This window comes from Alteromonas confluentis, from assembly GCF_001757105.1.
Lineage (GTDB): Bacteria > Pseudomonadota > Gammaproteobacteria > Enterobacterales > Alteromonadaceae > Alteromonas > Alteromonas confluentis.
In genome coordinates, this window is sequence record NZ_MDHN01000021.1 from 167275 (window position 1) to 183056 (window position 15782).

13 protein-coding genes and 1 tRNA gene are annotated in these 15782 nt (G+C 46.4%); 7 read left to right on the forward strand and 7 right to left on the reverse strand.

The genetic code is table 11. The features are described 5' to 3' along the window. Window positions 1-7: 7 nt before the first annotated feature. Window positions 8-1624, reverse strand: coding sequence for an NAD(P)/FAD-dependent oxidoreductase (locus BFC18_RS09585; protein WP_070125327.1), 1617 nt, complete (start codon window positions 1622-1624; stop codon window positions 8-10). A 158-nt stretch (window positions 1625-1782) separates the two neighbouring features. On the opposite strand from BFC18_RS09585, the gene fdxA reads away from it, so the two are divergent. Continuing rightward, complete coding sequence (gene fdxA / locus BFC18_RS09590) at window positions 1783-2106, forward strand: ferredoxin FdxA (protein WP_070125328.1); 324 nt, start codon at window positions 1783-1785, stop codon at window positions 2104-2106. 19 nt (window positions 2107-2125) lie between these two features. Here the strand turns inward: fdxA and rlmE are convergent, their stop codons facing one another. After that, complete coding sequence (rlmE, locus tag BFC18_RS09595; RefSeq protein WP_070125329.1) at window positions 2126-2746, reverse strand: 23S rRNA (uridine(2552)-2'-O)-methyltransferase RlmE; 621 nt, start codon at window positions 2744-2746, stop codon at window positions 2126-2128. Window positions 2747-2921: 175 nt separating this feature from the next. On the opposite strand from rlmE, the gene BFC18_RS09600 reads away from it, so the two are divergent. Then, the gene (locus BFC18_RS09600; RefSeq protein WP_070125330.1) at window positions 2922-3653 is read left to right on the forward strand and encodes a TrmH family RNA methyltransferase; all 732 of its coding nucleotides are present in this window, start codon (window positions 2922-2924) and stop codon (window positions 3651-3653) included. Between the two features lie 72 nt (window positions 3654-3725). On the opposite strand, the gene BFC18_RS09605 is transcribed toward BFC18_RS09600, so the two are convergent. Continuing rightward, entirely contained in the window at window positions 3726-4082 is a 357-nt protein-coding gene (locus tag BFC18_RS09605; protein ID WP_070125331.1) for a HopJ type III effector protein, read from the reverse strand. A 477-nt stretch (window positions 4083-4559) separates the two neighbouring features. On the opposite strand from BFC18_RS09605, the gene BFC18_RS09610 reads away from it, so the two are divergent. Both BFC18_RS09610 and BFC18_RS09615 read left to right on the forward strand, forming a co-directional pair. Continuing rightward, window positions 4560-6683, forward strand: a complete 2124-nt coding sequence (locus tag BFC18_RS09610; protein ID WP_070125332.1) for a KAP family P-loop NTPase fold protein — start codon at window positions 4560-4562, stop codon at window positions 6681-6683. Window positions 6684-7444: 761 nt separating this feature from the next. Then, the gene (locus tag BFC18_RS09615) at window positions 7445-8338 is read left to right on the forward strand and encodes a hypothetical protein (protein ID WP_070125333.1); all 894 of its coding nucleotides are present in this window, start codon (window positions 7445-7447) and stop codon (window positions 8336-8338) included. 215 nt (window positions 8339-8553) lie between these two features. Here the strand turns inward: BFC18_RS09615 and BFC18_RS09620 are convergent. From BFC18_RS09620 to apbC, 3 genes are all read right to left on the reverse strand, one after another. Continuing rightward, a tRNA-Pro gene (locus tag BFC18_RS09620) sits at window positions 8554-8630 on the reverse strand. Window positions 8631-8737: 107 nt separating this feature from the next. Further along, complete coding sequence (dcd, locus tag BFC18_RS09625) at window positions 8738-9331, reverse strand: dCTP deaminase (RefSeq protein WP_070125334.1); 594 nt, start codon at window positions 9329-9331, stop codon at window positions 8738-8740. Window positions 9332-9416: 85 nt separating this feature from the next. Beyond that, window positions 9417-10505: an iron-sulfur cluster carrier protein ApbC gene (gene apbC, locus BFC18_RS09630; protein ID WP_070125335.1), complete on the reverse strand. Its 1089-nt coding sequence runs from the start codon at window positions 10503-10505 to the stop codon at window positions 9417-9419. Between the two features lie 108 nt (window positions 10506-10613). Here apbC and metG point away from each other — a divergent pair, with 108 nt between their 5' ends. Next, window positions 10614-12677, forward strand: coding sequence for a methionine--tRNA ligase (gene metG, locus BFC18_RS09635; RefSeq protein ID WP_083273001.1), 2064 nt, complete (start codon window positions 10614-10616; stop codon window positions 12675-12677). A 162-nt stretch (window positions 12678-12839) separates the two neighbouring features. Then, window positions 12840-14042 (forward strand): multidrug effflux MFS transporter, encoded by a 1203-nt coding sequence (locus BFC18_RS09640; protein WP_083273002.1) that lies wholly within the window; start codon window positions 12840-12842, stop codon window positions 14040-14042. A 41-nt stretch (window positions 14043-14083) separates the two neighbouring features. On the opposite strand, the gene BFC18_RS09645 is transcribed toward BFC18_RS09640, so the two are convergent. Next, complete coding sequence (locus BFC18_RS09645; RefSeq protein ID WP_070125336.1) at window positions 14084-14863, reverse strand: methyltransferase domain-containing protein; 780 nt, start codon at window positions 14861-14863, stop codon at window positions 14084-14086. 87 nt (window positions 14864-14950) lie between these two features. Between BFC18_RS09645 and gloB the strand changes: the two genes are divergently transcribed. Beyond that, window positions 14951-15748, forward strand: a complete 798-nt coding sequence (gene gloB, locus BFC18_RS09650; protein ID WP_070125337.1) for a hydroxyacylglutathione hydrolase — start codon at window positions 14951-14953, stop codon at window positions 15746-15748. Window positions 15749-15782: the final 34 nt, after the last annotated feature.

The following is a 15782-nucleotide window of genomic DNA, read 5'->3' on the forward strand; positions in this document are numbered from 1 at the left end:
TTCGCACTCAGGCATTGTCGAATACTTCTGCCAATGCTTCAGCAACACGAATACCGTCGATACCTGCAGACCAGATCCCGCCTGCGTATCCAGCTCCCTCACCCGCAGGGAACAAACCTTTTACGTTAATACTTTGATAGTCTTTTCCGCGTTTGATACATACCGGGGAAGACGTACGCGTTTCAACACCGGTGAGCGTACCTTCCGCTTTGGCAAAACCTTTGATTTGACGGTCGAACGCGGGGATTGCTTCGCGAATGGCTGCGGTAACGTAGTCGGGTACCACTTTACTTAAATCGGTTAACGTTACACCCGGCGTATAAGATGGCGTTACCTCACCTAATTCAGAACTGGGTTTACCCGCCAGGAAATCACCAATTAATTGGCCTGGCGCGTTGTAATTTTCACCGCCCGCTTTATACGCTAATTCTTCCAAACTGCGCTGCAACGCAATGCCTGCAAGAGGGTGTCCTGGATAGTCTTCTTCCGGCGTGATCCCCACCACAATCGCACTATTGGCATTTCTTTCATGACGAGAGTATTGGCTCATACCGTTGGTAACCACTCTTCCCGGCTCTGAAGCCGCAGCAACCACGGTGCCGCCCGGACACATACAGAAGCTGTAAACCGTACGGCCATTTTTGCAATGATGTACCAGTTTATAATCGGCAGCACCAAGGATCGGGTTTCCGGCATTATCACCAAAGCGACACTGGTCAATCATGCTTTGCTCATGTTCGATTCGAAATCCGATTGAGAACGGTTTGGCTTCGATGTACACGCCCTGTTCATATAAATTTTCGAAGGTGTCGCGGGCACTGTGCCCCAGAGCCAGAATGACTTGTTTACACGCCAGATAGCCACCATCGTTTAAATGCAAACCTTTCACCGAAAGCTCACCGTCAGTTCCATCCATATCAAGCTTTTCAACCCGAGTGGAAAAACGGATCTCACCGCCTAAATCAATGATTTGCTGACGCATCTTTTCTACCATGCTCACCAGCTTAAAGGTACCAATGTGCGGTTTGCTCACATACAGGATTTCTTCCGGCGCCCCCGCATCAACAAACTCTTTTAATACCTTGCGGCCATAGTGCTTGCGGTCTTTAACCTGACTGTAGAGTTTTCCGTCGGAGAACGTACCCGCACCGCCCTCACCAAACTGTACATTGGATTCCGGATTCAAAGGCTGTTTACGCCAGAATCCGAAGGTATCTTTGGTGCGCTCACGCACGGCTTTGCCCCGTTCCAGCACAATAGGTTTATACCCCATTTGTGCAAGAATGAGGGCGGCAAAAATGCCGCACGGACCCAAGCCCACAACAACCGGTCTGTTATTCATATTTTCTGGTGCCTGAGCGACAAATTTGTAAGTCATATCCGGTGTTACGCGCACCTGAGGATCGCGGTCAAACTTCTCCAGCAGAATCGCTTCATTGTTTACCGCTACATCAACCGTATAAATAAGCTGTATGTCTTTGTTATTACGGGCATCGTAACCCCGCTTAAACACGCTGATTTCGGTGAGTTGATCGGCAGCAATACCGAGTTTCGCCAAAATAGCTTCACTCAGTGCAGATTCATCATGGTTTAGGGGAAGTTTTATATCGGTTAAACGTAACATGGGGGAAGATCCTAATTTGCCGGACAGCCTGTCTGTCAGAGCCCGCATAGTGTAATGCAGATGCCGTCGTTGGGATAGCCATTCAATGGCAATTGTCTTTCGATCCTGCGCCAGAACCCTTATAATTCGGCCAAATTGAGCTTTTTACTTATTTGATAATGACGTTTGTAGTGACTGACAACTGTGTGAAATGCAAATACACCGACTGTGTAGCAGTTTGCCCGGTTGATGCTTTCTTTGAGGGGCCAAATTTTCTGGCCATCGACCCGGCTATTTGTATTGATTGCGCATTATGCGTGCCTGAGTGCCCGGCAGAAGCGATTATTCAGGATACCCATTTAACCGATGAGCAAAAGCCTTACCTCGCCATTAACGCCGAGTTAAGTCAGCAGTGGCCGAATATCACCGAAGTGATCCCGCCCCCTGAAGACGCAGACAGTTGGAATGGTGTACCAGACAAACTGCCCTTGCTAGAAAAGTAAGGCGCGATTAACCCGAAAGCTAACCTTTAAAGCCTGTCGCCACCAAATACACCTCACGTGAACGTGGGCGGGAAGCCGCAGGTTTACGCACAATCACTTTATTGAAAGACGAGCGTACATCCTTCACATATTCGTCGTAGCCCACACCCTGGAAAACTTTGGCGCAAAAGCTACCACCCGGTTTCAATACGTTTCTCGCCATGTCTAAAGCCAGTTCGACCAAATACATAGACGCATATTGATCGGTGGTGTTCACGCCACTCATATTTGGCGCCATATCTGAAATAACCACATCAACGCGATCGTCGCCCAGGGTTTGTAAGATGTTGTCGTACACGGCTTCGTCGGTAAAATCACCCTGAATAAAATCGACACCAATAATGCTGTCCATGGGCAAAATGTCGGAGGCGATAACCCGGCCGTTATCTCCAACAATCGGGGCAACAATTTGTGACCAACCGCCTGGCGCTGAACCTAAATCCATTACCACGCTGCCCGCACGAAACAACTTATCTTTTTCGTTGATTTCGAGAAGTTTATAACTCGCTCTGGAACGGTACCCGTCTGCCTGTGCTTTTTTCACATAGGGATCGTTTACGTGTTCTTCCATCCATTTTTTACTGGTTTTTGAGCGGGCCATATTTACTCTGCGGTTATGGGTTTAAAATCGGCGTTTATTGTAATCATGCATGCCGGTTTTGCAAATGACACACAACAATAATCTTTCAGAGGCCGCCTGACTTAAGTGCTGGAACAGGCTACAATGCGCGCCATCTTTACTGCATTTATCACTGTTGCCCGGAATTACCTCCACTATGAAATTAGACGACGTCAAAAAACTGCATCAAAAAAAGTACCGCTCGCAGTTTGGATTTTACTTAGTGGAAGGGGAGCATCTGATTCAGGAACTGAAGCAATCACCGCTGAAACCTGCTGCGGTAACCCTGTATGCCACAGAAGCCTGGTTAAGCCGAGGGCAATCGCTGGCCGACGGGTTTGATGTAGTCACCATCACCGATCGCCAGATGGCAGCATTAAGCGACACGAAAACGCCCCAGGGCGTCATCGCCCGCGTCCCCCTGCCCGGTTCGTCTAATGCGCAAGGTAACGGCAATGAACGTTGCATTTACCTGCATGAGATTCAGGACCCCGGTAACCTTGGCACCATTCTTCGCTCATTAGCTTGGTTCGGTAACTTTCGTCTTCTACTAAGCCCCAACAGCGTCGACCCGTTTAACTCCAAGGCCGTGCGCGCCAGCATGGGAGCCATTTTCCATATGCCAGTGGAAATGGACATCACCCTGGCAGATCTGGAAGCCCGGTTTAGCCGCTTCGCTTATTTAGATTTGCAGGGAACGCCAATCAACGATGGTTCTTTCAAAGATTACCCCTGTTATTTATTCGGCAACGAAGCCCGCGGGGTGCCGCTAGAAGCGTTACAGCAAACCAATGCAGATGCCTTTACCATTGCAGGTAGCGGCAACATCGAATCGCTGAATTTAGGTAGTGCAGTAGGCATTTGTGCGTATCAACTGTCGAGCAATTAACCTGCACTAGCCGGTTTACCAGACAATTAAACCGGCTGGGATTGTGAATGTAGGTGTGGAAATGGATCTAACTTAGTTTTTCAGCGTCAGCGGAAATTGTTCGAAAGACACACCAGCATGACCTGTAACCATAAAATTACGGATATTGGCGTGGTCATCACCTTCAGGGTGCTGAAGTACATCGTCTCGATAGAACGCACCAAACAATGCCAGCGTCTGCGCTTCTGACAACTTCAAGTGCTGACCCAATGCCAGTAACTTGCAAGAACCGTTGTTAGTATTCGCCACATTCGTCACTTCACCATTGGTAAAGTTGGTCGGCGTGAAGATAAAGCTGCTGTCGACCAGCGCAATCACGTCAGCAAACTCAATGGTTTCCGGCGTACTTTCAACTTGAGCCACCAGCTCATCCAGACTGTTATAAGCCATTTCAAACTCCGCTATTTTCAAAAATCCGCGGCATTATGGCGGATTTGTTTGGGAGTTGCAGCTTTCTGGGTATCTATTTTAATGTGAATAAGATTAGCGTTACCCAGTATTCTCGGTGGCTGTACTGATGCAGTGTCGAATGGAAATGGACAGAAGCCGCCCGTCCATCTTGCCAGTAGTATATGGAACGTGGCTGATACTCGTCTTTTGCGCATGCCGCATCAGCGCCGATAAATGCATTCATTTACTTAGCTTATGTGGTTCGAATGCACTCTTTTCAGCCTCTGATTGATGTATGTTGTTATGATAGCAGTAATGGAAATCTAATCGTGTGTATTGAATGGCTGGTTTGTGCGTGAAATAGACATTTTATTTTATTTTATTTTATTTACTATGAAAACACAGTATATGGTTTTCCATGGGAAGCGGGTGTTACTATCAAGTAACAGTAAAATTCACAATATGATGGATCTATGAATGGGAAAGTACCATAACGACCAACCGATACAGGGGGGTCCCAATGACCCGGATTTACTAAATAGACTCGACTTTGCCAACCAATTAGCTAATGTACTTCTATTGAATCATGATGATGATTGTTTAACTGTTTCTTTGGAAGGGGAATGGGGTTATGGAAAAACGTCAGTAATTAACCTAGTCAAAGGCGCATTAAATGAAAAAGAATCTGTACCGATTATTATAGAATATAACCCATGGTTGGCTGGCAAACCCGAATCGTTAATTCAGGATTTCTTACTTCAATTTTCATCACAGCTAAATATTCAAGATAATTCTGATGCAGCTCTAAAAGCTGCCAAAGAATTAATAGCATATTCGAGCCTTTTTAGCGTCGCTAAGCTAGTTCCTGGTGCAGAGCCTTGGGCGTCAATTGTTGAAAAAGTATTTTCTGGGGTTGGAAATTCAACTAAAAAGATTGCAGAGTTGAAAAAACTAGATTTGCTCGGAAAAAAGAAGAAGGTTGTATCTGCAATAGATAAAATAAAAACACCAATAATTGTTGTTATAGATGATATTGATAGGTTGACCCCATCTGAAACATTTCAAGTCCTACGTCTCGTTAAGGCTGTAGCAGACTTTTCTGGAACATCTTTTCTATTGGCTTTTGACTCAAAGTACCTTATCTCTGTTTTGGATAAAAATGACATAGTTAATGCCTCCGAATACATCAATAAGGTAATACAGCTCAGGGTGCCTCTACCTGTAATTTCTGAACGAGGTATGAATGAGCTTGCTAATGTTGAGCTGGAAAACTTAAGCGATAGAAACCTAACTGATAGATTTGAAAGTGATCAAGAGAGGTTAAGCTGGATATACTATAATTATTTCAAACATCTAATCAAAAACCCCAGGGAGTTGAAAAGATCCTTTAATCACTTGAGATTTGTTTTGGAGCAGGTTGAAGGTCAGGTTTGTTTTTCAGATCTTTTCTCGTTATCTATAATTGCTACTAAAGCTAATTCTGTTTACGAGCACATCAAGAACTCGCCAGAAGCTTACATCGGTAAAAGATTGTCAAATGACGGTCTTATGATGGATAAGCCAGAAAAGGTGGTCGAGTCGTTTAAGGATGAACGAGACTCTCTCCTCAAAGTATTTAGTGAAGGAGATCGCAAATTACTTGAGGGACTTCTTGGTGACACCTTTCCACTTCTGGATTCGGGTGGTTATTCTCAATATGGAGTTTCCCATACAGATTCCGCCGGTCGAGTGTCAGCCCCTCAAAGACTTCATGTTGCATTTCACTACAAAACGCCAATAGGCTATCTTTCAGATCAAGAGATTCTTGACTTTATCTCTGGAGAAATTAACCGAGCAGATTTTCTTGAAAAAGTGAGTACTGAGGACGCCGAAGATCGATTCCTTGAGATGATGACGAACTATGCGAGAGAATGCGGCGACAATAGTTCTGATATTCTGGCCAGCATTTATGATGCATTTCTTAATTCTGACAAGCTTATATCCTCTTTAGAAAGTAATTATGGCTTTATGTCCAAGGATCTATATCGCCAAATGAATTGGCTGACAAATAAGGTTATATCTGAGAGTGGCAATAAATATACATTGATAAAATATTTGGTAGATAGGGAAAAAAGTGCCCCTATAGCAGCCGATGTTCTGTATAAAATTAGAGTTCAGGTGCACGGGAAGAACCATGATGAAGAATGGATCACCGAACAGCAGCTGGAAGAACTTGAAGGTGATTATCAAGAGATGGCGATGAAAGCACTTACTAATATGGCATTCATCAACAACCACCTTGAGTCACACATTTTCTACGAATTGAAAAGATCGTCAAAAGTAAAGACTTCTGTCTTCATTTCAGAAATTTTGAGCAATGATAATGGCGCAATTAGGGTGGCTGAAATAATTGGCAACTCGGGTTGTGATTCTACCAACGGACCTTACGTTCAGATTAATGAAAAAAGCTTCCGCGATGTCATTGATTTCGAGGCACTTAGAGATCAAGTCAAGGAAGTAGATATTGAAAATCAACCAATTCATATTCAGGCTACACTAAAAAGTATTCTTGACGGAAAAAAATACTACCTCAGAGATGGGGAGCTAGGTGAATTATGGTAGCCACAATCGCTAACAAAGTACTGCTGTTGCACAAATTTTCCGCAAAGATCAGCGTTAGGCACTTATGAAGATTTACCTTCAATGTTACAAATGTATTGATACGAAAAGATAACCTTTTCTGGTATCAGATAATGGTATCTATGAATTAAATTGTGATGCAGTTGCTTCGTATGAACGCTGCAATAGAAAGGTTTCAGGAATTTTATATCCAGCTTAGTATGTGTAAATAAGACCGATTAGAGATTTATTACTAAGCATGGAAAAAGTATCTCCTCAATCAGAAAGGCATTTAGGCGCATATATTTTTCTTTAGACAATAGAAAATAGTGAACTAGCCCCGATGCTATCAAAAAGCATAGTGTCCTTTCGAAATAGCGTTGGTCACAAAAGGGAATTCCCGTCATACGAAAAGACTATTGAATTTTTTAAAAATGCGTCTGACGTGATTTACCTTTTCTTTCAACTATGAAATAAGATTGGGATTATTACAGGGTAGTAAGAGTTAAAAATATGACTCAAAAATACGACTCAAACGAATTATCTGGAAATGTGCATCTTGTTTCACCTGCTTCATTATAAGAAGCTATGGAGTATGGTCGCAGTTTCGATAGGGCACTCACCCTTGTTGAAAATGCAAGAAATGCTTAACAAACCAAGCCGGCGGGACACTAACGCGCAGGCTCCCGTCACTTGGTTCCGTATTTTAACCTACGTATTATTGCCCTTGCTAGGAGCGTTGAGTGACCCATGGAATTTGAAACATGAGTGAAATATCTGAATTATTAAAAGCATTAGCAAGTCTCTTGTGGCCAATTTTTGCGTTCGTAGCGTTATTCTTGTTCAAAAGTCAGCTGGCAGAAGCTATCGGTAGATTTAAGAAAGGCAAATTGCTTGGTCAAGAAGTAGAGCTAAATGATTCTCTGGTTAGTCTCCAGCGTTCAGCGTCGCAATTGTCTGAAGAAGTTTCTGCTATTCCATCAAGTGAGGTTGATAGTTCAGACGAAAACAACAATGAGCTAAAAAGTGATGAATCGGGGGTAAAAACCATAATTCACGAGGCCTCAAAGTCTCCCAAAGCAGCTTTGATTTTGCTCGCTGCTGAGATTGAAAAAGAGGCGAAACAAACTCTAGCTAGCATAGGTAAGCTCAAGGGTCGAAAAAGTGTAAGCCTGAGGCAAGCAATCGATGAATTAGATAGCCATTATGGTTTGCCAAGGCACATATCTAGCAGCCTTCGGCTGTTTTGGGAAACCAGAAATAAAATAATTCACGGTGGTGAAACTGACGAACGCAACATTTTAAGTGCAATAGACTCGGGGGTTAGTATTCTAAAATCACTCCGAGCACTCCCTAGGCAGACAAATTGGGTACACGACCCTGGGGTGCTAATTTATTCCGATCCTGAATGCACAGTTCCAATTAAGAACGGAAAAGGAGTGATTTTGAAAAGTGCCTCTTTTAATGGTGAAAAAGTTTTTTACCGAGTTTTCCCAACTACTCGGACTCACTTCGAAAAGGGACGAAAAGTCACTTGGGAGTGGAGTCATGAGAATACTTGGTCTGATGCATGGTATAGAGATCCTGATTCGAATGAGATTAAGCTTGCATGGAATGGCTCAATGGAGTTCGTTGGTCGGCATTTGGATGAGGTTTAGCACAACTGCAACAGACAAATTTACGCTTCTCTCCCGAAGACAACAATCTTCACTGACGGAATAGTACACAGCACCTAGGAACAATAAAAATTAACTTTGTTAAGCTTTAAGAGAAGTAGGAATTATATTTTGGAGAAGTGCTTTAAATTTGGGTGTCCTGCCTGAAGAACCATTTGATAAATGGAATTAAGCATTTAATTTTAAAGCGGAGAAGTTGGTCGGTGTGAGAGGATTTGAACCTCCGACCCCTGACACCCCATGACAGTGCGCTACCAAGCTGCGCCACACACCGACCGAAAGAGCCGACAAGTCTACTCATTTTTGCCTACATTGCAACGACATTTATGACTAAACTTGTTCGAGCGATTATTTGATGAGCAATCCGTTGATTACCCTCACCTATTTACCATCATCATCAGAAGAAATCCGACTGGCATCTGCCCCGGCCTGACCTTTGTATTTCGCATCAGCACGGGCGTTGTACGGTTTTTCTGCTGGCGAGGAAAGTACTTCAAAACTCAGCGCGCCGATTTTCATCAGTGGGCGCAGGGCCAGCGGCAGCTTACCGGAGTTGTAGAATTCCAGTACGATGTTGCCAGACCAACCTGGATCGATACGATGCGCCGTTACGTGCACCATCAAGCCCAAGCGTGCCAACGAAGAGCGGCCATCCAGCCAGCCCACAATGTTGTCAGGCAAGGTGACAGATTCGTGGGTAATCGCCAGCGCAAGTTCCTTTGGGTGCAGGAAGAACGCTTTGCCCTCTTCCAGCTCAATCTCGTCACTCATTACTGAGTTCAGCGCTTCTTGCACTTCATGCTTAGGACCGGACAAATCAATGTAAGCGGCTTGGTGATCTTCAAATACACGGAATTTATTGCCCAACCGCATATCCACCGTTACGCCGCTAATGCGCTCGTATTCGGGAGTGGGATCAATCTTAATTTTGCCTGATTGCAGGTACTCGTATATATCGCGGTCTGATAAACGCATGAAACTTATCCAAGGGGGAGAATAAAACGGGGGGTATTATGCGTTGTCAGGGCTTGTCAGACAACGCATAAGGAAGAATTTATTCTTAAACAATGTTGATGCCGATGGTTTCACCACGAATGTACGATTCATTCTCTCGAGCAGGTAATGTCAGCCCCATTTGCATAGAAAGTGCCCGGGCAGCATCACGATAAATGGCGGCCAGCGGGCTATCTGGCTTATCTACCACCAGCGGCTTACCGATATCTGCCTGCTCGCGAATTGACACATCCAGTGGCAACGCCGCCAGAAGCGGTAAATTGTAACGTTCGGCCAATGCTTTTCCGCCGTCTTGCGCAAACAGGTAATCGGTGTGGCCACAGGCTGAACACTGGTAATAACTCATGTTTTCAATCAGTCCCACTACCGGCACGTTCACTTTCTCAAACATGGAAATGCCTTTTTGCGCATCGGCCACGGCGAGGTCCTGCGGCGTGGTCACTACCACGGCAGCGCTTAATGGCACTTGCTGCGCCATGGTTAATTGAATGTCGCCGGTTCCCGGCGGCATGTCCACAATCAAGTAATCCAGTACCGGCCACAAGGTTTCATCCAGCAGTTGTTTTAGCGCCCTGCTGGCCATAGGGCCACGCCACACCGCAGCATCTTCCTGGGGCACCAGATAACCAATGGAATTGGCGACCATGCCCCAGGCTTCAAGGGGTTTCATGTGTTTATTGTCGTCTGTAGACGGGTGCGCCAACGGGTTTCCCAACATAATGGGCACGGATGGGCCGTAAATATCAGCATCGAGAATACCGACTTTGGCACCTTCCTGCATAAGCGCAAATGCCAGATTCAGACTGGTGGTAGATTTCCCTACCCCGCCTTTGCCAGAGGCCACAGCCACCACATTGCGAATATTGGTTACCGGTGGTTGCGCGGTTTTCGCACCGACGATTTTTTGATTTATCGCGATGGCCGTATTAACGTGACCGGCTTTATCCAACGCCGCGGTGAGTACGTCGCGTAACGCACCATGCTGCGTTAAGGCACAAAACGGCAGTGTTATTGCGATACTGTTGCCGTCGATGTCGCACCATTTGCTGGTTTCCTCCACCGACAAAGAGTAATAATCGGCCAGAGTTTGTGCAGCGGTTTGCACTCGCTTGTCACCCTTACGGGAAAAGAACATAATTCACCTTTAAAATAAGCGTTCGTGCCATTTACGTAATGCAAAAGTGGCGCGATTCCGCTAGTATTTGCAGCCTTTTCTAACGCCTGAGAACAGAAACATAACACTATGTCTGAAAACACGTCGAATTCTGTTGCACCGGCCAATGCGCAACGTCGCATTCTGGTAACCAGTGCATTGCCGTACGCAAACGGCTCTATCCATCTCGGACACTTACTCGAGCATATCCAGACTGATATCTGGACCCGCTTCCAGCGCCTGCGCGGTAACGAATGTTACAGTGTTTGTGCTGACGATGCTCACGGTACTCCCGTCATGCTTAAAGCTCAGGAACTGGGGATCACGCCTGAAGAAATGGTAGCCCGCACCCGTGCGGAACACCACCAGGATTTACTGGACTTCCACGTTCAGTACGACAACTATTATGTGACTCACTCGCCGGAAAACAAGGCGCTGTGTGAAACCATTTATAACCGTCTGGATGAAGCAGGTTACATCAGCAAGCGTACCATTAATCAATTGTACGACCCGCAAAAAGAAATGTTTCTGCCAGACCGCTTCGTAAAAGGTACCTGCCCGAGCTGTAATGCGGAAGATCAAAACGGTGACAGCTGTGATGTGTGTGGTGCAACGTACAGCCCTACTGAAGTAAAGAATCCACGTAGTGTGGTTTCCGGTGCCACGCCAGTACTGAAAGAATCAGAGCATTTCTTCTTCGACCTGCCGCAATTTGAAGGCATGCTGAAAGAATGGATCCGCTCGGGTGCCCTGCAATCAGAAATGGCAAACAAGCTCCAGGAGTGGTTTGAAGAAGGCCTGCAACAGTGGGACATTAGCCGCGATGCACCTTACTTCGGTTTTGAAATTCCGGGCGCGCCAAATAAATTCTTCTACGTATGGGTTGATGCGCCAGTTGGCTATATGGCCAGCTTCCAGAACTTCTGTGACCAGAACGACGTGAATTTTGACGATTTCTGGAACCAGGGTACCGACACCGAGTTGTATCACTTCATCGGTAAAGACATCACCTATTTCCACTGTCTGTTCTGGCCAGCCATGCTGGAAGGTGCGGGTTTCCGTAAGCCTACCGGTGTGAACATTCACGGTTTCGTGACGGTTAACGGCGCTAAAATGTCGAAGTCTCGCGGTACTTTTATTAAAGGTCGTACCTACCTCGACCACCTGGACCCAGAATACCTGCGTTATTACTTCGCATCGAAACTGGGTGATGGTGTTACCGATATCGATCTGAACTTTGCTGACTTCGCCCAGAAAGTGAATTCTGACCTTGTTGGTAAAGTGGTGAACATCGCTAGCCGTTGTGCCAGCTTTATCACTAAGCGTTTCGACGGCAAGCTGTCAGACACCGTTCTTGACGAAGCGCTGATGGCAGAGTTCCACGCGGCAGCGGATACCATTGAGGCAAACTTCGAGAACCGTAAGTATCACCAGGCCATCCGCGAAATTATGGCGCTGGCAGATAAAGCCAACCAGTTCATCGATGCCAATGCCCCGTGGGTAACCATTAAAGATGAAACCAAGCAGCAATTTACCCACGATGTGTGCTCGCTGGGTATCAATATGTTCCGCATTCTGGTGACGTATCTGAAGCCGGTGCTGCCTGTTCTGGCCGAAAAAGCCGAAGCCTTCCTGAACGACACCCTCACCTGGGAAAGCAGTCAGGTAGTGCTGAAAGGTCACGCGATCAACAAATTTAAAGCAATGATGCAGCGCATCGAGATGGAGAAAATTGACGCCATGGTTGAAGATTCCAAAGAAAGTCTGGCAGCAGCAAACGCGCCTAAACTGGACCCTGAAAGCCCGCTGGCTAAAGATCCTATCAGTGAAGAAATCACTTTTGACGATTTTGCTAAAGTGGATTTCCGTATCGCCCGCATCGCCAATGCAGAACACGTAGAGAAAGCAGACAAACTGCTGCGTCTTGAACTGGACTTAGGCGGTGAAACCCGTCAGGTATTTGCTGGTATCAAGTCGGCCTACGCCCCTGAAGATCTGATTGGTAAGCACACCGTGATGGTGGCTAACCTGGCACCGCGTAAGATGCGCTTCGGTATGTCTGAAGGCATGGTGCTGGCAGCTGGCCCTGGCGGCAAGGATTTATACATCCTTGAGCCTCACGAAGGTGCTAAGCCTGGTATGCGCGTGAAGTAAACGCCGGTGAGTTAAACCTCTGCTATACGACAAAAACGGTGCTTCAGAGCACCGTTTTTTATGAATAAAATAAATAAACCAATGCACATCAATTAATTTCTTTCATCTGGATTATTCCCCAATAATAGTGATAACTCATTAAACCTGCTCCGGAGCTGCGCTTTGCAAACGTCCCAGAATCATGGCCTTTCGCATATTTCTTTATTACTCATTCTGAGTGCACTGATGGCATTTACGTCGCTGTCGACGGATGTATATTTGTCTGCCATGCCGGTGATGGAAGAGGAACTGAATGGCAACGTCGAATTAACGATTACCGGTTTCCTGATTGGCTTTGCGATTGCGCAGCTCGTTTGGGGACCAATAAGCGATCGCATTGGCAGAAAGAAACCGCTTTTCATTGGCATGGTGCTGTTCATTATAGGCTCAGCCGGTTGCGCCCTTTCTAACAGCATTACTGAAATCGTGTGCTGGCGGGTATTTCAGGCTATTGGTGCCTGTACTGCGCCCATGCTGGCTCGCGCCATAGTGCGAGACACCTTTGAGCGAACAGAAGCGGCGCATACCTTAACCACACTCATGATGATCATGGCGATTGCACCGATTGGTGGCCCTATTCTTGGTGGCTTCATTGTGCATTATGCCTCCTGGCATTGGATCTTTTGGTTACTGGTGGTACTGGGTGTGGCCATGTTTGCAGCGTTGTTTCTGCTTAACGAATCACACCCGCCTGAAAAACGCGTAACAGCGCCGCTTTCCCATGCATTCAGCCACTATGCAACCTTATTGAAAAACGGTCCTTTCATGCGCTTCACGCTAAGTCTGGCCAGTTTCTACGTGGCTGCGTACGCATTCATCACAGGCTCGTCTCATGTATATATCCGGCTTTATGGCGTATCGCCCGACATCTATGGTTGGCTGTTTGCGATTAACGTTGTTGGTATTGTTGGCGTGGGCTTTTTGAACAGAAAGCTGGTAAAAATATGGTCGCTGGAAAAATTATTGAAAATATCCACTACCGTGTCTGCCCTAGCGATGTTGGTATTGGTGGGCGGCGTAGTATTTTTTGACCCGCCCCTTCCCTTCGTAATGACTACCGTACTGGTGTTCTTTTCAATGAACGGCATTATTGCTGCTTGCGCCACAACGGCCGCACTGGATTTGGTACCGGAATTAGCCGGTTCTGGTTCTGCCCTGATAGGCTCGCTGCAATATGGCAGCGGCATTGTGTCGTCGTTATTGTTGGCCTGGCTTGGTAATGATTCAGTACTGCCGATGGCGGGCATCATGCTGGTCTTTACGCTGATTAGCGCATTACTTTTAGTACGCGTACACGTTAATGCGCAACATCCGCATACGGCATAATGGCTAAGCCAAATGGGCCAAACGGTTTGTTTAAAAGTCTGTTATTTACAAGACTGACGACGCTGGCCAAGTTGCTCGTTACAGGCACCATCAGAGAGGCGCATACTCGCGCCTACTGCTGAAAAACGTGGCTTGAGTTTCCATTGCGGTTTAATGGTGGTCATCGGCACCACCCGTTTGCGGGCGATGATCACGTACACCGAACTGCACCAGGGAAAATACCGGCTTACGCGGCTGTGCCACTTCGCGGAAATCGAAAACTGCTTCTTGAGAAACAGCATAGAAAACAAGATGTGACGGGTTTCAATCACTTCAAAACCCAGTAGTTGCAGCCAGTCTTTTACCCGGCCCGATGAAAAGAACCGGGCATCGTGTAGTAAATTCCCCCGTTTCAGCGGCAGATATTTACCAATACCGGTGAGACTAAAAGGATTAAACCCACTGATGATCACGTAGCCGTCTTGCGTTATACACCGGTCGACTTCGCGAAGGATTTGATGGGGGTCCTGACAGAAATCCAGTTCGTTGGCGAGTAGAAAACCGTCGATACTGTTTTCAACGTAAGGTAATTCAGAGGAAAGGCTAACAACAGACGCGTTATCTATCTTTTCTGGCGCCTGCCGAATGTGATGAGAAACACCGCATTTTGGTAATTCCACGGCACTGCTTAGCGCCCCTAATTTCACGAAGTGATAGCCAAAGACCCGCGACGACAGGCTGTTGCTGACGGATTGCACTGCGTCGTGAATTGCTTCACCCGCAGGAAGTTCTGACCACGACAGTGGGTATCTGGGCGGTTTCGCCCGGTAAGCCAATTTCATTAAATTTCAGGCTGATCCAATTAGTTGCGTCGCTGCTATCAAGTTCTTATAGTATCGCATTAATCCCTTTTCACAAGCAGGTATCCCATGAACCGGACGTCTTCGACTCTCCCTGACGGAATACACATCACTGCCATTCCCGCCTTCTCCGATAATTACATCTGGTGTCTGCATAACGATCACCATGCGGTAGTGGTTGACCCGGGTGACGCAGAGCCCGTTATGCAATTCTGCCAACAGCATGAACTGGAACTCGCGGCGGTGTTAATTACTCACCACCATCACGATCATACAGGCGGCATTCCGCGCCTGGTCTCAGCCAATCCTTCATTACCTGTCATTGGCCCCGCCAACGATCAAATTAGCGGTCTGACGAAACGGGTTGACGAAGGTGATGACGTGCACCTCAATGTGCTTGATTTAACGTTGGTGGTGGTTGAACTGCCTGGTCACACTCTCGATCATATTGGCTTTTATGGTCACGGCGTGCTGTTTTGTGGAGATACGTTATTTTCCGGCGGTTGCGGACGTTTATTTGAAGGTACACCTGAACAAATGTTGCACTCGCTGAATAAACTGAAGCGTCTGCCTGATGAGACTAAAGTGTATTGTGCACATGAGTACACCTTGTCTAATATGAAGTTTGCACTTGCCGTTGAACCCAACAACACGGTATTGCAGGAACATGCGAACCTTGTGCGCAAACTTAGGTCTGAAGAGTGCATTACACTGCCTTCAACCATGCAGAAAGAAAAAGCCATCAATCCGTTTATGCGCAGTAATCAGCCTGATGTTGCCCATTCAGCGGCATCATTTAAAGGTGAACAACCAGCCGATGAAGTGGCCGTTTTTGCTGCAATTCGTAAGTGGAAAGATGAGTTTTAATGCATTCGGGGGCAGACACCGATACAATATCACG